At 45.6% G+C, this 19874-nt stretch carries 14 protein-coding genes, 1 tRNA gene and 2 pseudogenes; 13 read left to right on the forward strand and 4 right to left on the reverse strand.

All coding sequences use genetic code 11. From position 1 onward, the window contains the following. Positions 1–65 precede the first annotated feature (65 nt). The 11 genes from QZ938_RS28025 (at position 66) to QZ938_RS28075 (ending at position 12640) form a co-directional block, all read left to right on the forward strand. Entirely contained in the window at positions 66–584 is a 519-nt protein-coding gene (locus tag QZ938_RS28025; protein WP_293151685.1) for a Ycf51 family protein, read from the forward strand. A 263-nt stretch (positions 585–847) separates the two neighbouring features. After that, the gene (locus tag QZ938_RS28030) at positions 848–2191 is read left to right on the forward strand and encodes an AAA family ATPase (protein WP_293354924.1); all 1344 of its coding nucleotides are present in this window, start codon (positions 848–850) and stop codon (positions 2189–2191) included. Beyond that, positions 2188–3870, forward strand: a complete 1683-nt coding sequence (locus QZ938_RS28035; protein WP_293354921.1) for a tetratricopeptide repeat protein — start codon at positions 2188–2190, stop codon at positions 3868–3870. Before QZ938_RS28030 ends, QZ938_RS28035 begins: the two co-directional genes overlap by 4 nt. Positions 3871–3905: 35 nt before the next feature. Further along, positions 3906–4307, forward strand: coding sequence for a type II toxin-antitoxin system Phd/YefM family antitoxin (locus QZ938_RS28040; protein ID WP_293354918.1), 402 nt, complete (start codon positions 3906–3908; stop codon positions 4305–4307). Beyond that, complete coding sequence (locus tag QZ938_RS28045; RefSeq protein ID WP_293158149.1) at positions 4294–4635, forward strand: type II toxin-antitoxin system PemK/MazF family toxin; 342 nt, start codon at positions 4294–4296, stop codon at positions 4633–4635. The genes QZ938_RS28040 and QZ938_RS28045 overlap by 14 nt, the downstream gene beginning before the upstream one ends. Before the next feature lie 50 nt (positions 4636–4685). Further along, entirely contained in the window at positions 4686–5450 is a 765-nt protein-coding gene (locus QZ938_RS28050; protein WP_293354915.1) for a Uma2 family endonuclease, read from the forward strand. Between the two features lie 403 nt (positions 5451–5853). Continuing rightward, positions 5854–7056 carry a tetratricopeptide repeat protein gene (locus tag QZ938_RS28055; protein ID WP_293158143.1) on the forward strand — a complete coding sequence of 401 codons (1203 nt, stop codon included), beginning with the start codon at positions 5854–5856 and terminating at the stop codon, positions 7054–7056. 79 nt (positions 7057–7135) lie between these two features. Then, a complete protein-coding gene (locus QZ938_RS28060) occupies positions 7136–8659 on the forward strand; it encodes a carboxypeptidase M32 (RefSeq protein ID WP_293354945.1) in 1524 nt (507 codons plus the stop codon). A gap of 131 nt (positions 8660–8790) precedes the next feature. Next, positions 8791–11211 (forward strand): sucrose synthase, encoded by a 2421-nt coding sequence (locus tag QZ938_RS28065; RefSeq protein WP_293354912.1) that lies wholly within the window; start codon positions 8791–8793, stop codon positions 11209–11211. A gap of 509 nt (positions 11212–11720) precedes the next feature. Further along, positions 11721–12431, forward strand: coding sequence for a peptidoglycan-binding protein (locus QZ938_RS28070; protein ID WP_293354910.1), 711 nt, complete (start codon positions 11721–11723; stop codon positions 12429–12431). A 127-nt stretch (positions 12432–12558) separates the two neighbouring features. Beyond that, positions 12559–12640 (forward strand) — tRNA-Leu (locus QZ938_RS28075). 82 nt (positions 12641–12722) lie between these two features. On the opposite strand, the gene QZ938_RS28080 is transcribed toward QZ938_RS28075, so the two are convergent. From QZ938_RS28080 to QZ938_RS28095, 4 genes and pseudogenes are all read right to left on the reverse strand, one after another. Continuing rightward, positions 12723–13019, reverse strand: coding sequence for a flagellar alpha dynein (locus QZ938_RS28080; protein ID WP_293158134.1), 297 nt, complete (start codon positions 13017–13019; stop codon positions 12723–12725). Between the two features lie 5 nt (positions 13020–13024). Beyond that, the gene (locus QZ938_RS28085) at positions 13025–13174 is read right to left on the reverse strand and encodes a hypothetical protein (protein WP_293158132.1); all 150 of its coding nucleotides are present in this window, start codon (positions 13172–13174) and stop codon (positions 13025–13027) included. A gap of 113 nt (positions 13175–13287) precedes the next feature. Then, positions 13288–14883 (reverse strand): annotated as a pseudogene (locus QZ938_RS28090) (IS1182 family transposase). 293 nt (positions 14884–15176) lie between these two features. After that, positions 15177–18026, reverse strand: a complete 2850-nt coding sequence (locus QZ938_RS28095; protein ID WP_293354907.1) for a DUF3987 domain-containing protein — start codon at positions 18024–18026, stop codon at positions 15177–15179. 316 nt (positions 18027–18342) lie between these two features. On the opposite strand from QZ938_RS28095, the pseudogene QZ938_RS28100 reads away from it, so the two are divergent. Both QZ938_RS28100 and QZ938_RS28105 read left to right on the forward strand, forming a co-directional pair. Continuing rightward, a pseudogene (locus QZ938_RS28100) lies at positions 18343–18922 on the forward strand (transposase); the annotation flags it as partial. 47 nt (positions 18923–18969) lie between these two features. Beyond that, positions 18970–19806 carry a bifunctional DNA primase/polymerase gene (locus tag QZ938_RS28105; protein ID WP_293354904.1) on the forward strand — a complete coding sequence of 279 codons (837 nt, stop codon included), beginning with the start codon at positions 18970–18972 and terminating at the stop codon, positions 19804–19806. Positions 19807–19874: the final 68 nt, after the last annotated feature.

Raw genomic sequence — 19874 nt, forward strand, 5'->3', positions numbered from 1 at the left:
ACAACCAATAACCAATAACTAACAACTAACAACCAATAACCAATAACCAATAACTAAGCAATCAAATGAACGTAAATTCTAACCTTTTAATGTACGCTCAATGGGCGGGAATTCTAACAGCAGCCTTGTTTGTTTTAACAATCGTAGCATTTATTTTCAAATGGGGTTTTCGCTTCCGACTGGTAGGAGTGAGCAGCTTTATGGCCGTCATTGCTCTGAGTATATTCGGTCTCGGTTTAGGACTGTTTTCGCGCACAGAAATTCCCGGTGCAGTGCGCTATTCTTTAGTTTACGATACTGGTGGCGCCCAAACTGTAGTTACCGTGCCACCTTCAATTACCGACTCGGAGTTAGAAGCCACAATGCGACAAGTGGCTGCGGATTTGTACTCTCCAGGGCGATCGGGAAGCGGAAGAGATTACATGACAATCCGGGTTCGGACGGTGGTACATCCCGAGCCTGGTCTGTCTCAGCCGCTGTTTTTGGGCGAGGTGAGGCGATCGCTGGCTACTAAATTTGATGACAAAATGGCGATCGACATCTTCCCCGAAAAAGTCGCCATTCTGAAAAAATACCAAGCCTAAAAGTAGGGTAAAATATCATTCCCCACATCTCGTAGGGGCGGGTTCACCAACAATAATTGCCACTCAACTAGCAATCTCAAAAACCCGCCCCCACCCAACGATAAACTGAACTAGCGACTCTGCGGACTAAGATCAGTTCAGAAACCGGGTTTTTATGAAAAGACTTTATTGTAGTCGGTAGATTCGGTAAAAACCCGGTTTCTTTGCTCGAAGTGGGTAAGTCGCGATCGCATACTAGATCGTTATCAAAAAAGGATATAATTATGACTCAAGATTCCGAAAAATTACTAACAAACCTCTTCAATGCTTGCAACCCATATTATCCTTTACCAGCAGGCGATCCGCGATATGTTGACTGTCGGGAAGTGCGAGGAGATGACAATATTACCGTAGACTTAGGCCTCAATATTCAGCGTTCCCAAGAGATAACTTGTCAGTTGTATGCCGGACATTTTGGTGCAGGAAAATCAACCGAATTGCGGCGACTAGAACAGTATTTGAAAGAACAAGGTTATTTTGTAGTTTATTTCGCGGCAGAGGAACAAGATATCAATACCGAAGATACGGAATATACAGATATTTTGCTGGCTTGTACCAGACATTTATTAGAAGCAATTAAAGATGCGGACTCAAAACCTTTACTCGATTGGATGAAAAACCGCTGGAACGATTTAAAAGATTTAGCCTTGACAGAAGTATCTTTTGAAACATTGAGCTTAGAAATGCAAATTGCTCAGTTTGCTAAACTGACGGCGAATGTGAGAACCGAACCTAGTCTGCGCCAAAAAATTAGAGAAAAAGTTAATCCTCACACTACCACGCTGATTGAGGCGCTGAATCAGTTTATTCGGAATGCTAAAAAAAGGTTGCCCGACAAATATTCGCAATTGGCAATAATTGCGGATAATTTAGATAAGATCGTGCAGTTTTCTAAAGACGGAGGAGAACGCAGCAATCTCGACGAAATTTTTTTAGACCGCAGCGAACAACTCAAAGCTTTAGATTGTCACATCGTTTATACAGTACCAATTTCGATGGTGCATTCCAATCGCGCGGCCGATCTGAGCAATAACTATAATAATGCTCCGCAAGTGCTGCCGATGATTATGGTAAACAATCCCAGCGGTGAAGTTAATCAAGCGGGACTTGCTAAAATGAAACAGGTGGTTGAGAAACGGGTGAAACAAGTCGAACCCAATTTATCTCTAGAATTGGAAACACAATGGTTTGAAAACAGAGAAACACTAGAAAAGCTGTGTTTGATGAGTGGGGGACACGTCAGGAATTTGCTGTCGATGTTGCAAGAAGCTATAAATCGTACCCAAGATTTGCCAATTACTGCAAAAGCAGCGCAAAGGGCAATTACGAACTTGCGGAATATTTATAGAAGAACCGTTAACAAAGAAGAATGGTCAATTTTAGCGAAAGTATCTGTCTCTCACCGGATACTTAATGACAAACAGCACCGCGATTTGCTATTTAACCGCTGTATTTTGGAATATCGATACTATGATGAAGAAGAAGAAATGCAGAATTGGTATAACGTTCACCCGCTAATTAAAGGCATTCTGGAATTTAAGGAAGCAGTTGCACAACTTGAGCCATGACAGCAGAAATTATTGATTGGGACGAAGATTTACCGCCAGCAACACCGGAGGAAGAATATGAATCTCTGGTACGCACTCTCAGACGGACAAATGGTTTCCGGTTGTTGTTTGTGGAGTGTGTGCCGTCGGAGGGGAAACGATTGATTGCGAAAGTTCAAGCAGATTTCCCTCGGAAAAAGGTTGAGGTGTTGCCGCTGAATGAGTCGGTTTATAATTTTTATAATTTAATTGAAGAGTTGCCAAAACGAGATGAAATTAATATTTTGTTTGTGACAGGCTTAGAATATTCGTTTGATGAATACGAACGAGAAAAAAGGGCGATCGGATGGGAAAGCAAGGATATTTATTCTTACAGTTGGCGGGGAGTGCCACCTGTTTTAATGAATATCAACCAGCAGCGAGAGCGTTTTCTAGATAATTTTAAAATTTGTTTTGTTTTTCTTTTGCCTAAGTTCGCTATTGAATATTTTATTCATCGCGCGCCGGACTTTTTTGATTGGCGATCGAGCTTAATTAAGTTTTCGATGGATAAAGACTTGTTGCAAGCAGAATCAATGCAAGCTTGTGCGGAAAGAGCGAAGTTAGAAGAATATCTAGCTTTGACTCCAGAAGCACGGAAACGCGAATTGGTCAGGATTCAAGGTTTAATTGATGAGGATGGACAAACACCAGAACAAAAAGCTGAATTGTTTAACGAACAAGCTTTATTATACGCCTCTGCCGAACAATATGCAAAAGCGATAGCCTCTTATGACAAAGCTTTAGAATTCCAACCAGATTTACACGAAATCTGGTACTATCGGGGTAATGTACTGGGTAAATTAGGCAGATTAGAAGCAGCGATAGCCTCCTATGACAAAGCCTTAGAAATCAAACCAGATGATGAAGAAGCCTGGTACTATCGGGGTAATGTACTGGGTAAATTAGGCAGATTAGAAGAAGCGATCGCCTCCTATGACAAAGCCTTAGAAATCAAGCCAGATTTACACGAAGCCTGGTACTATCGAGGTAATGGACTGGGTAAATTAGGCAGGCGAGAAGAGGCGATAACGTCTTACGATACAGCCTTAAAAATCAAACCAGATGATGAAGAAGCCTGGTACTATCGGGGTAATGTACTGGGTAAATTAGGCAGATTAGAAGAAGCGATCGCCTCCTACGACAAAGCCTTAGAAATCAAACCAGATAAAGACGAAGCCTGGTACAATCGGGGCATTGCACTGGGTAATTTAGGCAGGCTTGAAGATGCGATCGCCTCCTACGACAAAGCCTTAGAAATCAAACCAGATAAACACGAAGCCTGGTACAATCGGGGCATTGTACTGGGTAATTTAGGCAGGCTTGAAGAAGCGATCGCCTCCTTCGACAAAGCCTTAGAAATTAAACCAGGTTTTCACCAAGCCTGGTACAATCGGGGCTATGCACTGGGTCAATTACGAAGATGGGAAGAAGCGATCGCCTCCTACGACAAAGCCTTAGAATTCAAACCAGATAAAGACGAAGCATTTTATAGTAAAGCTTGCTGCTATGCGTTGCACAGTCAGATTGACGAAGCGATTCAGAATTTGCAGCAAGCGATCGCCCTAAATCCTGACAAATACCGAGAAATGGCAAAAACTGACTCGGATTTTGACAGTCTGCGATCTGATACTCGGTTTCAAGCCTTGATTCAAGGATAGATAGTTTGATAAAATAATTAATAGCGAGGTAAAAGATGACTCAACTAAATGTAACCGTAACCAATGACAGATTTCCCGAACTCATCGCCCGTGTCGAGGATACTGGAGAACGAATCGTCATAGAACAGGAAGGAAGGGCGATCGCTGCTATCATTACTTATGCAGATTTGAAGCGACTGGAAGCATTAGAAGCTGCCCTCATTAACAAAGCAAAACTAGAAGAATATGAATGGCTAAAAGCTGCGATCTGCAATCGGGCCTTTGATTCTATGAGAGACTCAGCGGAAGATATCTACACTTTAGCTGATGGCTTCCCATTCCACGACTCAGAATGGATTAAAACAGTAGCGATCGATCCTAACTTTGGTTCGATTCTCAACCCAGAAGAAGACATTTATACCATAGCTGACGGTAAACCATTCCATGACCAAGGGTAAGATTTTTCTAGTACCGTTTCCCTATGATGATTTATCGGCAAACAAGCTACGTCCAGCAGTTGGTTTGACTAACCCTTTGGGAGCGAGGCGTCATGTTATTATTGCTTATATTACAAGTCGCGTGCCAACAAATCTACTGGAAACAGATGTCGTATTAGATGCTTCTCATCCCGACTTTCTTGCTTCGGGGTTGCGCGTGCCATCTGCGATCAGGCTGCATCAATTGGTGACTGTTTCTACAGTGGTTGTTCAGCGTGAGTTGGGTGAATTGTCATTAGATACACAAGCTCAAATTGCTGAAAAGCTTTGCAATTTTCTAAGTCACTGATGGCAGATATGAGTAAGTCCTGAATTAGATACTTCTCGGAGACAACCGCTATGCAAGTCACAACCGCAGAAATCATTTATCCTTCCAGCGACGGTCAACCAATGGCGGAAAGCACAATTCAATACGAATTAATTGTTAAAATCAAAGAAGGTTGCGAATCGCTGTTTAAGGATGACCCAAATGTCTTTGTAGCCGCCGATTTACTCTGGTATCCTGTTGAGGGGAGAATCGATATCTCTCAAGCACCTGATACGATGGTGGTGTTTGGCAGGCCAAAGGGCGATCGCCCTTCCTACATACAACATCGAGAAGATAATATTTGCCCTCAAGTCGTCTTTGAGATTCGCTCTCATAACGACAGTAACACTAAAATGAATAAGAAACTTTCATTTTACCAGCGTTATGGAGTTGAGGAGTATTATCTTTACGATCCAGAAAGAAATGAGTTGGAAGGTTGGCAAAGAATTGAGGGAGATTTAGAAGTTATTGAGCCGATGGAAGGATGGATTAGCCCGAGATTGGGTGTGAGATTTGAGCTGGGAGAAGATGGGTTAGAAATTTATAAACCGAATGGAGAAAAGTTTCTTTCCTATGGGGAATTAGAAGCAGAGAGGTTATTGGATCGTCAGCGCTTACAACAAGAGTCTCAAAGGGCTGAACAAGAATCTCAAAGGGCTGAACAAGAAGCTCAAAGGGCTGAACAAGAGTCTCAAAGGGCCGAACAAGCGAATCAAAGGGCCGAACAAGCAGAGCAAATTGCTCAGCGTTTAGCTGCTAAACTGCGTGAATTAAACATCGATCCAGATAGCATTTAACTCCGAATAAATGCTCAAAAACCCGGTTTGTTTGAAAAATCGGGTTTCTGCCGATCGCAGTCATTTATGCTTTTAACATACAGTCAACTGTCAATTAAGAGAAGAGGGCGGGCACGGGGGCACCGCCCCTACTGTCCCAGGTCAACTGTCAACTGCCGATCGCCCTTTCCACTCTTCTACGCAATTCCCGAACAATTTTAGTAAAAATCCATACATCCAAATCAACACCGCCGACAAAATTACTTAGAATTCAACGATAAAAAATTGCAAAAGTTCTCCAATTTAGGTAAGATTGTCAACAATAACAAAATTAAGGTACAATCGCCACCATTAGATGGCAGATGGCGAAAAACATCGCATATAAAAGAAAAAGCCACAATTTTACATACTGAGGTGAAAACCCTTGCAAAAATTAGCTAACAGAGAAAAAGCGATCGACTCTGAGGAAAAATCCATATCAGCCAACGCTCAAAACGCTCAAACATTGTACGATCGCGGCAACGCCCTAGAAGCAATGGGACGCTTGTCCGCAGCACTCGAATCTTGGTCTAAGGCGATCGAACTCGAACCAAAATTTCACGAAGCTTGGTACAACAAAGGCGTAGCCTTCAGAAAGTTGGGACAGCTACCCGAAGCGATCTCGGCTTACAACAAATCATTAAAAATTCAACCAAAAAATGCAGAGGCGTGGTACAATCGCGCGAACGTGTTGCGGAAGCTCAACAGACTCTCAGAAGCGATCGCTTCCTACGAACAGGCGATCGAACTCAAGCCAGACTATCACGAAGCTTGGACGAACCGCGGCAACACCCTCGTTAACTTAGAAAAATTCTCAGAAGCCCTCGCATCCTACGACAAGGCGATCGCCATTCAAGCAGACTACTCGGAAGCTTGGTACAACAAGGCATTTGCGCTGAAACACTCCGGGCAAAATGCAGCCGCGATCGCTTCCTACGACAAAGCGATCGAACTAAAACCAGACTTGCATCAAGCTTGGTACAACCGCGGCTTAGCCCTAGCCGACGAAAAACTCTACTCCGAAGCGGTTGCTTCCTACGACAAAACTCTGCAACTGCGCCCGAATTCCCCCGAAGTCTGGAACAAACGCGGCACGGCGCTCGCCCAAATGGGAAAATTTAAAGACGCGATCGCATCCTGGGACAAAGCAATCGAACTCAAGCCAGATGATAGCGAAACTTGGTACAACCGCGGCTTAGCTTTAGTCAACTTAAAACGCTTTAAAGAAGCAATCGCTTCCTGGGACAAAACCTTAGAGTTGCAGCCCAACAACATCGAAGCATTGTACAACCGCGCTGTCGCCCTCAAAAAAATCGAACGCTTTACCGAAGCGATCGCTTCCTACGATCGCATTATCGCCATCACACCCGACGATCCAAATCTTTACTATCAAAAAGCTTGCGTCTACGCCCTAGAAAAAGCAGCAGGCGATCGCAAAAACAGCCCCAAAGCTGTAGCAACCAGCATTCAGAAAGCGATCCAAAACTTATCAAAGGCGATCGAACTAAATCCGGAAAAATACCGAAAACTATGCCAGAATGACTCTAAATTGCGTACAATACGGGAAGAAGTGCGGTTTTTAGCTTGATTTCAGGGTAGCAATGATTGATGGATATCGATGCCGCACTGCAACCTTTGTAGGCAAAACAGCACCACAAACCCCAATCATGCAAACCCTAGACAAAACTCAAGCAAAATTCGCTCAACTCGCAGCGCATCTCAGCGAAGTTACCGACATCGAATCAGCCTCGTCACTGTTGCATTGGGATCAGGCGACTTATATGCCCGTTAAAGGTGCAACTGCTAGAGGGCGTCAGTTGGCAACTCTCAAACAAATATCCCACGAAAAATTTACCGATCCCAAAATTGGTGAACTCCTAGAAGACTTGCGTTTCTACGAACAAACCCTCCCCTATGACTCTACCCCAGCTAGCCTGATCCGCATCGCCCGCAGAGATTACGATCGTGCCGCCAGAGTCCCCGCCACCTTCATGTCCGCACTCTGCCGCCACCAAGCCGACTGCTACGAAGTTTGGGCTACAGCCAAAGCAGCCAACAACTTCGCAGCCGTCGAGCCATATCTCGAAAAAACCTTAGAATTAAGCAGGCAGTACGCCGACTTTTTCCCCGGATACGAACACATTGCCGATCCTTTGATCGATCGCAGCGACTACGGCATGAAAGTATCCCTGCTGCGCCCGCTGTTCGCCCAACTGCGTCAAGAATTAGTACCCGTAGTCGAAGCCATCACCTCACAACCTCCCGCTGACGACTCCTGCTTGCACCAAAACTTCTCCGAAGCTCAACAGCTAGAATTCACCCGCACAGTCGTACAACTCATGGGGTATGACTTCCAGCGCGGACGGCAGGACACCACCCTGCACCCCTTCATGACCAACTTCTCCATAGACGACGTGCGCATCACCACCCGCGTCTACAAAGATCACCTCGATCAAGCCCTCTTCAGCAGCATCCACGAAGCCGGACACGGCCTCTACGAACTCGGAAATTCCCCGGAATTTGAAGGTACACTACTCGCTGGTGGCATTTCCTCCGGCGTGCACGAAAGCCAGTCGCGGCTTTGGGAAAATCTAGTCGGGCGCAGCCGCGGTTTTTGGCAGTATTTTTACCCGCAATTGCAAAGCCTATTTCCGCAGCAGTTGGGCGCAGTATCCCCAGACGCATTTTACCGCGCCATTAACAAAGTCTCGCGATCGCTCGTCCGCACCGATGCTGACGAAGTAACCTACAACCTCCACGTCGCGATCCGCTTTGACCTAGAATTGGCAATGGTAGAAGGCAAATTAGCAGTGCGAGACCTCCCCGAAGCCTGGAACGATCGCTATAAAACAGACCTCGGCGTTGTCCCCGCTACCGACAGCGACGGCGCGATGCAGGATGTTCACTGGTATGTTGGGACGATCGGCGGAATGTTTCAAGGTTACACCCTCGGCAACTTGATGAGCGCTCAATTCTATGAAACTGCACTCAAAAACCATCCCGAAATCCCCGCACAAATAGAACAGGGAAACTTTAGCGTACTCCACGACTGGCTCAAACAAAACATCTACGACCACGGCCGCAAATACACTGCCGTCGAATTGATCGATCGCGTCACCGGTTCACCTTTAACTATCGATCCGTTTGTGCGCTACATTCGCCACAAATACGGAGAATTTTATGTCATTTGAGGGAGAGTAATTTCCGATTGCAGACTTTAAAATGAGATTAAAAAAAGTAGGCGCCTAAAAAAAGGGCGGTACTAATACAGTATCGCCCTTTTTTAGAGCGAAAATCAAAAATCTCAAAAAAGGGAGTATCTATGTCTGAACTCTTTGAGGCTGTTATTGGCAGCGACGAAAAAACCGACTTGCGGCAATTTGCCAGCGATTTGCGGGCTTTGGGAAACAAATATTTACTGCGAAACGATATAGTTAGCGCTTTTGCCGCCTACTGCACCAAATACGAAAAGCCCCAACAGTTTCATCAATCCTCTCATTTGAGCAAACTGATTTACTACGTTCAGGAAATTATTCTCGAACCAGGCAGTCTTTGCGTCCTGCTGCGACCCAAAATTGCGACAATGGAAATAGTGCGAGTTGGAGATGACTTGACACTGGAACCGATGACAGTGCAAGAATTGCTCGACGTGCGCGATCGCTTTGTCAACCACTTTCACCCCCAAGAAGGCGACATCCTCGAACTAGATTTCGGCCCTTTTTACGACTATTCCCCCTCCATTCGCGACCCCAAAAACATCGGCAAAGGAGTGCAATTCCTCAACCGCTACCTCTCCAGCAAACTGTTTCAAGACTCCAAACAGTGGCAGGAAACTCTATTTGATTTCTTGCGGATTCACCGCTACAACGGCGTACAATTACTAATTAACGATCGCATAAAATCTCAAGAACAACTTTCAGAACAAGTCAAAAAAGCCCTCACCTTTGTCAGCGAACTTTCTGAAGATGAACCCTACGAGAGATTTAAATTTGTCCTGCAAATGATGGGTTTGGACGCAGGTTGGGGAAATACCGCAGCCCGCGTGCAGGAAACTCTAGGAATTCTCGACGAATTAATTGATTCCCCCGATCCCCAAACCCTAGAAGCATTTATTTCTCGGATTCCGATGATTTTCAAAATCGTCCTAGTTTCTCCTCACGGCTGGTTCGGTCAAGAAGGAGTTTTGGGGCGTCCGGATACGGGCGGTCAAGTAGTTTACGTGCTCGATCAAGCGAAGAATTTAGAGAGACAACTGCAAGAAGACATTCATCTTGCCGGTCTCGATAGTTTAGGTGTAAAACCAAAAGTAATTATTCTCACCAGGTTAATTCCAAACAGTGATGGCACGCGCTGCAACGAACGTTTGGAAAAAGTTCACGGCACAGAAAATGCTTGGATCTTGCGGGTTCCCTTCCGGGAGTTCAATCCTAAATTGACTCAAAATTGGATTTCTCGGTTCGAGATTTGGCCTTATTTGGAAACTTACGCGATCGATGCTGAAAAAGAACTACTGGCAGAGTTTCAGGGCAAGCCAGATTTCATAATTGGCAACTATTCTGACGGCAATTTAGTGGCGTTTTTGCTGTCGCGAAAACTCAAAATTACTCAGTGCAATATTGCCCACGCCCTGGAAAAATCTAAATATTTGTTTAGCAATCTGTACTGGCAAGAATCTGAAGATAAATACCATTTTGCCCTGCAATTTACTGCCGATATCCTTGCCATGAATGCGGCTAATTGTATTGTCAGCAGCACCTATCAAGAGATTGTCGGCAAACCGGATAGTGTCGGGCAGTACGAATCGTACAATTGTTTTACCATGCCGGATTTGTACCACGTCGTCAACGGCATTGAACTGTTCAGCCCAAAATTTAATGTCGTGCCGCCGGGAGTCAACGAAAGTGTATACTTTCCGTACACGCGCAACGAAGATAGGGTGCAGGGCGATCGCGATCGGCTTAACGAACTGCTGTTTACCCTAGAAGACCCGGAACAGGTGTTCGGAACACTCGACGACCCGCAAAAGCGCCCTCTGTTTTCGATGGCCAGGCTCGATCGCATTAAAAACCTGACAGGCTTAGCAGAATTGTTTGGCAAAAGCGAGGAATTGCAAGCAAAATGCAACTTAATTTTAGTAGCCGGCAAGCTGAGAGTCGAAGAAACCGAAGACTACGAAGAAGCCGAAGAAATTAAAAAACTTTACGCAATTATCGACCAATACAAGCTGCACGGTAAAATTCGCTGGCTGGGAGTGCGGCTGTCCAAAAGCCTGTCCGGCGAAATCTACCGGGTAATCGCCGACGGCCAAGGTATATTTGTACAGCCAGCCTTATTTGAAGCTTTCGGCTTGACAATTCTCGAAGCAATGATTACCGGGATTCCGACTTTCGGGACGCAGTTTGGCGGTCCGCTGGAAATCATTCAAGATGGGGTAAATGGATTTTATATCAACCCGACCCACCACGAGGAAACCGCCCAAGAAATTCTCGATTTTTTATCGAAATGCGAACAGAATCCCAACTATTGGTACGAAATTTCAACGCGAGGAATTGACAGAGTTTACAGCACGTATACTTGGAAAATTCACACTACCAAGCTGCTGACTCTGGCCCGGACTTACGGTTTTTGGAATTACTCGTCCAAGGAAAACCGCGAAGATATGCTCCGCTACATAGAAGCGCTGTTTTATCTGATTTACAAGCCGAGAGCGAAGGCTTTACTGGAGGAGCACGCACAGCGATAAGTGGGGAGTTTTGGTTTGTAGGGGCCGGTTGAGACAAAAAAGTGTGCTTCCGAGCGATTAGGTATGTAGTTGCGCTTCAGCGCTCCGATCTATAAGAAAGAGCGCTAAAGCGCAACTACATACCTTGACTTCGGTTAGATGCTAAGAAACCGATTAGGTACGTTGTTGCGCTTTAGCGCTCTTCTAATAGATCGGAGCGCTGAAGCGCAACTACATACCTTGATTTCAGGTGGATCCTCAGAAACTGTTAGGACTTTCTTCCTTTCTTCTTCTATCCGTTACATCCTTTACTGGCATCTGCTGCCGAACTTCCTTTGTGTCGTTTGCCTCTTCGGGGTTAATCAAAAAATCACCTTCAAACCATCCGTTAAATCGGTTACAGAATCGGTGGCCGAACTTGCTTCGGCATTCTACTATATTTCTCAGAAAGCTATCCGGGTAATACAATGAGATTGAGAAACATAGAAAACAGGGAAACCTTGTCAAACCTCACCAACAGGATAAAACTTATGCGTGTAACTACTGTTACGATTTTCAGCGTGCTCGCTCTGCTCGCTCCAGGGCTGACTAAAAAGGCAAATGCAGCCTTCGAGTCTAAACCCTTTGTGCAGGAACAGTACCGCAGAGACTTTACAGCTCCCGCCGATCCGGGTGCGTCAGTACAGCCCGAGGCAACTACCCAAGGAGATATGTTTAACAAGCCTTTTTATGCAGGGGAGCAAAAGCCTGTGAGAAAGGAAAAAACTATCTCAGCAGGAGCAGACGGCCCAGAAGTTGCAGCCATACAGCAGCGGTTGCTGGTTCACGGTTTCGCGATCGGGACGATCGACGGTTCCTATGGTTCTCGCACCACATCCGCTGTCAGTGCCTTTCAGCAGTCTAAGCGGTTGAACTCCGACGGCATCGTGGACAAAGAAACTTGGACAGCTTTAGCCGCAGATCCGGCGCCAGCTTCTGAAAAGTTGCAGGGGAATGCTGCCATTGAGAACAGCGATCCTGTTCCCGGCAATCCTGCAACTGCTCTGACTAAAGGTGCTGCCGGTTCCAAGGTGAAGACGCTACAGGTGCGTTTGGAAATGCAGGGTTACGATCCGGGCCCCATCGACGGCATTTTTGGCGCTCGCACTGCTACGGCTGTGAGGAAATTTCAGGAGTATAAGGGTTTGACTGCTGACGGCGTGGTTGACGAAATCACCTGGAAGGCGATCGGGCAAAACTAAGTAATGAGTTAAAAATACGGAAAATTGCTGTGCCTATAACTCAATAAACCCGGCGTGCAAAAATGACCGGGTTTTTGGATGTTGACTCATCGCTATGTTGTGTGTTATAATGTTGAAATGTCAAAATGCGGATATGGCGAAATTGGCAGACGCGCCAGATTTAGGTTCTGGTTCCGAAAGGAGTGAAGGTTCAAGTCCTTTTATCCGCACTACACTCAATGCTTTGCACATAAAAGGTTTCAGGTTTGTTGCGCCCTTAAAACTTACGTTTTCCGCTCATCTTTCGCTCTTTTAGGTGCTGAGGATTTCCAAAACAGTCTCTATATCAGCCAAGTCAGCCCTCGACTTTTTACGTCGCGCTTTCAACTGGTTGAGCACATCGGCCGGCTCTGGAAATTCTGCGATGGTCGGAACAGATTTTTTATTTTCATGGCGATCGCTCTTGGCTTCCCTAAGTTCTTCCTTCAAATTCTGAACTTCCAAACCCAAGTCACCATTGCGCTCGTGTAACTGATTGAGTTCCTTGTCCCATTCCGCTAGCTGCTTGTTGGCCGCTTTCAATTCCTGCCTGAGAGATTCATCGCCCACATCTCTCAGGCACTCAATTTTCCCAGGCGTTCCTCAATGGCGGCCATCCGCTCCATCACGGGGTCAAGACTTGAACTTACAGTTTTGTCTACAATGTCTACAATATTTGTAGACGCGACGCTATCATTGCTTCGTGTAGACGAATCTGTAGACACTGTAGACGTGCCTGATATTTCTTTGAGAATGCGTTGCGCGGCTTGACTAACCGACTCACCGTCTAGGGCGTCGGTTCAGTATTAAGAGTTGACAAGAAAACAGATATATGGAATTACCCGGTCAATGAGTTAGACTCTACGCCCGGTTTAATTGGCAGAACCTTATCCATTCGAGCAATGACATGAAGATTATGGACAACAGCGACTCGCCGTAGATCGAAAAGATTTTTCCGCTGCCCGATATACCGAGCACGATTCCCCTGCCAATGGCCAATATGAGCCAAAGAGTGTTCAACTGTAGTACGTTTTCTCAATTCTTGGCGACCAATAGCAGTCGATTGACGTGCTCGCAACTCTTGCATTAACGCTTCATCAGGATGAATTGATACAGTCCGTCCTCTTTTACTATTTGTGCAACCAGCTCGGTGAGGACAAATTGCACATTCATTCTGAGGAAAATGAACAGTTTTCCCCGGTTGAAATGGGATACTTACCTGATTGGGACAGCTAATTAAATGCGTATCCCAGTCAAGGAAAAAAGAATTTTTATCAAACCGTCCAGAATTTTTGACCGGCCACGCCTTGCAAAATATTTGTAATTTATCATCCCGTTGTGTCACCCAATGACTGGATAAATAAGCCCGATCGATATGTAACTCGGCTAGGTGGATATTTTGAAATTTCAAGTCACGTTAAGAGTCAATTGTAGCATTAGATTCTGGAGTATTGGCGCGTGTCAAAGCCACCGCACAAACTACACCACTATCTAAATCTTTAAGAACATGGCGTTTATATCCATCTATTTTTTTAGAGCGGCTTTTACGCCCATGTCGCATATCTGGGTCTTCAATAGAAATGCGACGATCTTTGGCGCCCCCTTTACTTAAACTCGGAACTCCTTGTGAGTCGAAAGTCAGATTTTGGGATTCAATAACTCGGGCAACATCCAGAGTCTCTTGGGCTAGTTCAAACTCATTACGTTCCGGCCTGCTTTTCATCCATTCTTATACGGAATTTAAGCTGTTTAGGATAATTAAGAGTGCATTTTGACGCTCTACTGGGTTATCCCAGTTTTAATCTAAAGCCGTTTTTAAGCTGGAACTATTGAGAATTGGCGCACCTGCTTCCAGGGCAATTTCTGCTGGCTCCCGCCCCTGCACAGCAGCTATCATACTCACCGCCTTACGTAAAGCATGACCCAAGAGATTATATGTATCTTCGACTTTACCGGCTCCCCATAACGGGGAAGAATCTAAAGCCGCTTTGAGTTGACATGAGCCAAATCCACCTTTTTGTTTGGCAATTTCTACGGTGCGGTCAATTAAACGTTGGTCTAGTTCTTTTTTAATTAAGCGATTTCTGAATCTCACCAAAGTGGCTTTGCTAAAAGGGGGAGTTTCACAATTGAGACAATCGAGAACTAACTGCCAACGTTGATCCATGAGCATTTCTTCAATTACTTCATTATCAGAAATGCCTAAGTAGGCTTGCAAAATAATTGCCAGAGCAATTTGTGCAGGAGGAACTGGACCCTGACCTACTGTGCTGTCTTTAAAGATTGTAGCAAGTTCTTGTTGAAACTCATCATTAAATATGAATGAACGGTTCAGTCGAAGAAACGTGAATAACTTGGCTCGTTTAATCCGTTTGATAATCAACGCTTCTGTTTCTGAGAGTTCGATTGGAGGATGCCATAAGGGAGGGCGCATAAGGTTTCTTCCTTCTTCCTAATTTTCAGAATTTAACAGGCTTTTCAATTCACATATCATTTTTAGTTGGTTTTGTCAAGATATTCTACTGAACCGACGCCCTAGTCTTTGAGCTTCTATCCAGTTCAGGAAGTGACCAGAGGCTCTGAACGATACAACTTGACTTTGACTCATTGTAGACACCTGTATACGTTATTTGTATACAATAGTAGGGACTGTCTACGCTGTCAACACATTGTAGACAAAACTTGTAGACACAAAAATCCCCCAGCTAAGGGGGATGGGCTATGGGGTTACAGCTTCATCAAGTCGGAAGGTTCAAACTCGCCTTGATGAATACCTCTAACAGGCTTATCGAACTTGACCAAATGAGTGTCACCAGAGGCGAGGCAATAGATATTGTTCACAACCTTACCTCGCGCTCCTTGGTAGACGCCCCCGACATCCTTAACTACCACCCGATCACCTACCTCAAAAGTCCTCGGTTCTTTTGGCCTGGAGGCCGGCTTCAGGGGATTTGTAGATAGAGAACTCAGCAATAAACCCTCTGATTTTTCAGAAGATGTGCAATTGTTTCCGACACTTCCGACAGTAGTCATCAAACCCTCTCTAGCTAAAGGTTCTAACTGTCGGACAACATTGCCGACACTGTTCCGACAGTTACCGACAGTTGATTCATTTACTGTCGGAAATGTCGGTAGACTGTCAGCGCTACTGTCGGATACCTCAACCCTTTCCCTATCTGTATTTGAGACTATTGTCGGTACTGTCAGCGTGGTCAAAGTAAAAGAAACAGTTTTTTTGACTACTGCTACTTGCCCGAAATTCATTGACTCAAGTTCGGCAAACCATTCTCGGACTTGCTGAACCGATACAGCCTTGTGTCCAGATGTAAAAGTGCGTTGAGCTTCTCGGGCTGAAAGCGTCCCGCCTTTTCTCTCAGCCAGTAGGATAAGTTTGGTCAGGTTAGGGGCTAGCGCATTGCGATCGGAAAACTCTGCGTAAAGACTGGCAATTTGGTCAGAGCTAAATTTGACAAATTTGATAGCAGCTTCTACCGCGCTTTTGGGAATGTTTGCCACGACAGGACTGCCAGTGAATACACAGCGCAACGTATGAATGATGGCGGCCATCTTGCCCACTTTTTCAGGCATTTTGCCTAGCATTGCCCGCAATCCTTGCATAGGCTCGGCTACCCGCTGCTCTTCAATGGCGTTATAGAAAGCCACAAATAATTTTTTCGCGTCTCTGTCTAGCTCCAAGTTCAGGGCAGGCAGCCTGTCAATTTTTGCGTACAGGTCGGAGAGCATCGGCGCAATGTCCAAGCTTCCGGTATCTTCCTCGGACAGCTTGGAGGCCGCTAGCGGTTGAAACACAAAGTCAAATCGAGCAAATTTACCGTTTGAGTCGGAGCAATCCTTGAGTAATGTTGCGAGTACGTCCGGCTGGATAGTTCCAAAAACACTCAATAAAAGCCCGTCTAAGTCAGCTTTGACACCAGAAGCGCGCAGGACAGTGCTGCCCGTGCCATTCCAAAATTCCAGTAAGTCCTCATCGTCTGAACCTTTGCCCCCACGGTATTGATTTGCAGACTTGAACAAACCTGCAAGTTCGTCACAGCGGTACATCAAAGCTTGGTCTGGATGCTCGGCAACTTGGTATAGAATGCCCTCCCCGGTGGTCTTTGAAAATGAGTAAAGCTTCTGTCGCGGTGGCTTTGGAGCAATACCTTTATCATCTCCTTTGGCACTTTTCCATGCTGCAAGCTCAGATTCATATTCTGCATACGCCTTCTCGTATTGGCTGCGTGCTTTATCTCGCAAGGATTTCATCGGACGATCGATAATGGCTCGCATAATTGGTGATTTTTTCTGAGAGCTTTCTGCAACGATGCCGGCGAAGTAATTGGGGGTGCAACGGTAGTCGGAGCCACGGTACAGCAATACTTCTGTTCCTACCTTGAACAAACTGGATACTTGAGTAAGTAGGGCTGTCAAGTAGCACTCTGGCCGGAGGTTTAACCGCGCCGCTAACTCTTCTATTGGGGCAGCCAATTTAGGAGGCAAAACCTCGCCCAGTCGAATTTGAGACTTCTGGATAGATAATAAGCGCGCAACCTCGGTAACTACATCTTCTTCGTCGGCTTCTTGTTCTAGTTCCTGTTCCCTGTCGCGGTAGATTTTCAAAATATCAGAGCTGGGAATCCGATATTTTTGGGCTAGACCAGTGATTTTGATTTGGAGTTGCGAGCGCTTCAAGTCTTCGCTAAGCAGCTCGTCAATTTCTGACTTCAGATTTTCAACGCCAGGGGTCTCAAATTTTGGATGGCTGACAATTTTTTCTGATGGAGTTGCGGTGTCGGATTTGCGATCACTTTTTTTAAGCTGTCGCTCCCATTCCTCTAGAGTTAGCGCGTTCGCGACAGCTTCCTTGAATGCTTCTGCCCCGTTAGCTTTGATAAAGTCATCCATGCCTTTGAACTGCTTGTCCCAAACCGTTATGTGGACTTCACACCCGTGCTCAATCAGCAAGCGGCCAAATTTCAAAATGGCTGCACGGCAAGATGGGTTCTCGGCAAAATCCGAGTCAAAGTCTATGTAGTGAATGGTTCCAGGTTGTGCCCAGTCGCTGACCTCTTTTGCTAACTGACCGTCTTTTCCCCAATTCCAAACGCCTGTAAGCGCAATTACCGCCAAAGCTATGCTCAATCCCGCTCCAGCTTTTTTTACCCCTTCTGTCCAGTGCCGGGGAACGCTGGTGTCGTTGCGAGTCTTGAGCCAGTAATCCTTATCTGGCATGGCTAGAAGTATCGCGTCAGGTTCCATCCCCGAGGCTGTGAGGTACTTGCGTGGCTTTTGTCCTTCTGGCTGGTGAGGTCTATCTGGTTTGGCTTGTCCGTAGCGATTCCCCATTCTTGACCCTGTTCGCCAGTTCACGCCACGACACCACCAGCCACCTGTTTTGACTGGTTCTTTGGGTTGGATGCGTTCGTTGAGTTCTTTGCCCGCTAGCGATTCGATGTTGAGACGGGCGATCGCTTCTGATACGGCTGAACCTTCCATCCACTCGGTGAGGTGTTTGGGGTTGATGAAAATTGAATTTACGGATGCAGAAATTTTCCCGTTGGGATATGATGAATTCATGAATTTAAAAGCTCCGCCCTCCAAGGCGGGTTTAGTACCAAAGACCGCTGTCGTAGGGTTCCAATCTAGAAGCAGCGGTTTTTTGGCGTTTATAGTTTGTTAGAAATTTTGGCGTTGCTTAATCATGGTATGAAAAAAATAAGTTTAAAATCCAAAACCTTTGTGGATACTGGTTTCTATGACAGACCTATATAGGGCTTGCTGAATAAGCCTAAAACCCTTGCCTGAAAAGGCTTTGACTCGCATTCGGCACTAACAATGTGTAAGACTATGAGGTAAAATTAGTCAAAAGCCATGCACAGCATCACTTTCGTCCATGTACCGAAAACTTGACCCAAACCCAAAAGAACCTTCCAACTTTGACCTACTTGCACGAGGGACAATTGTCAAAGAATAATCGTTGGGTAATCATGGCAAAAATAATTCCGTGGTCAGATTTTGAAGAAGAATATGCCCAAAATTTCACCTGTTCAACAGGAGCCCCCGCCAAATCGTTTCGTATGGCATTAGGAGCATTAATAATCAAAGAAAGATTGGGAACTAGCGATGCCGAAACAGTAGAACAAATAAGAGAAAACCCATACCTACAATACTTTCTAGGTCTGAGTGGCTATAGTAATGAATCACCATTCGACTCATCCATGTTAGTTCATTTTAGGAAAAGAATAGGAATCAACCTAGTCAATAAAATCAATGAAAAAATGGTCAAAGACCAGACCCAAGTACAAGGAGAGGAAGTAGAAAAAGAATCATCAGAAAGAAGTGAACCCAAAAATCAAGGAAAATTAATATTAGATGCAACCTGCGCGCCAGCAGATATTAAATATCCGACGGACTTAGGACTATTAAATCAAGCCAGAGAAAATACAGAAAAAATTATAGATGCACTACATAACGCTCTTTCATCACTCTAAGAAAGGAAAAATCTGACCATAATTTGATAATGCTAATGTGGTATGGCTTTGTGGAACGATTTTCTAACACCTTGCTGGCGTTAGGAGCATTTGGGAAGAGATCCTTTGCTGTCGTGTCTTCGAGAATTTACTCTCATGAAAGTGACGAAAGAGCGTTATTTCTGGTGCCAGAGACCAGTTGGCACCGCCTCCGCAATCTAAAAATACTTACCGGTGAGATCGACTCCGACGGCAAAGAGGAATGCTTGGAATTTAGATGGCTCGGCACCCAGAGTGTTTTACCACCATCAATACACCCACAGACGGGGAAGCCTTATTACTGGGTGCGATCGCCACTGGAGGTGTCAACCGTTCAAGCACCAGAGTGGCTGCTGGCGTTGTGCGAGAACTGGAGACCAGAATACCAGGGGGAAGACGAACTAGATCTGGTACGTTTTCCAGCGAGACTTTATCAACATTTTCGCCGCCCGCTAGCAATTTGGCTGCTGGCTCGCCGCTTCGACAACTCGCGCCAGAAGCACGGCGGCCAAAACAAGGGAAGCGGTGCCGGAAGCTTCACCCTGTTAGCCGCCAGCCGAATCCTCGATCGCAGCAAGGGTCATATCAGGAAAATGCTATGCGACGCCGTCAGGGCAGGTTTGCTACGTCGCTACCATCAGTGCGGCGACTGGATAACGTGCTACTACACAAGTTTTGAAAAGATAGTCACGATCGCAGGGCTGGAAGATTTAGGTCCGATCGCCACTATCAGCATTGATGCTTTGAGCAACCTCAACATACTCGCCACAGAAATAGAGGCTCAACATCTACAACCCACATTCCGCACCCCCAACTGGCACATAGGGGGATTGAGGGGGGAAAAGTGAATCATCCGAGACAAAAATGAGTAGAAATACTCAATTATCTCGGTGACTCAACATCACCCAGTAGTCCA

It is taken from the genome of Microcoleus sp. CAWBG27 (genome assembly GCF_020883145.1).
Lineage (GTDB): Bacteria > Cyanobacteriota > Cyanobacteriia > Cyanobacteriales > Microcoleaceae > Microcoleus.

Excerpts from the sequence above, each read along its gene's own strand:
- QZ938_RS28025 (WP_293151685.1), top strand. The coding sequence starts at position 66 with ATGAACGTAAATTCTAACCTTTTAATGTACGCTCAATGGGCGGGAATT.
- QZ938_RS28040 (WP_293354918.1), top strand. The coding sequence starts at position 3,906 with ATGACTCAACTAAATGTAACCGTAACCAATGACAGATTTCCCGAACTC.
- QZ938_RS28070 (WP_293354910.1), top strand. The coding sequence starts at position 11,721 with ATGCGTGTAACTACTGTTACGATTTTCAGCGTGCTCGCTCTGCTCGCT.
- QZ938_RS28060 (WP_293354945.1), top strand. The coding sequence starts at position 7,136 with ATGCAAACCCTAGACAAAACTCAAGCAAAATTCGCTCAACTCGCAGCG.
- QZ938_RS28045 (WP_293158149.1), top strand. The coding sequence starts at position 4,294 with ATGACCAAGGGTAAGATTTTTCTAGTACCGTTTCCCTATGATGATTTA.
- QZ938_RS28030 (WP_293354924.1), top strand. The coding sequence starts at position 848 with ATGACTCAAGATTCCGAAAAATTACTAACAAACCTCTTCAATGCTTGC.
- QZ938_RS28065 (WP_293354912.1), top strand. The coding sequence starts at position 8,791 with ATGTCTGAACTCTTTGAGGCTGTTATTGGCAGCGACGAAAAAACCGAC.
- QZ938_RS28050 (WP_293354915.1), top strand. The coding sequence starts at position 4,686 with ATGCAAGTCACAACCGCAGAAATCATTTATCCTTCCAGCGACGGTCAA.
- QZ938_RS28095 (WP_293354907.1), bottom strand. The coding sequence starts at position 18,026 with ATGAATTCATCATATCCCAACGGGAAAATTTCTGCATCCGTAAATTCA.
- QZ938_RS28105 (WP_293354904.1), top strand. The coding sequence starts at position 18,970 with ATGCTAATGTGGTATGGCTTTGTGGAACGATTTTCTAACACCTTGCTG.
- QZ938_RS28035 (WP_293354921.1), top strand. The coding sequence starts at position 2,188 with ATGACAGCAGAAATTATTGATTGGGACGAAGATTTACCGCCAGCAACA.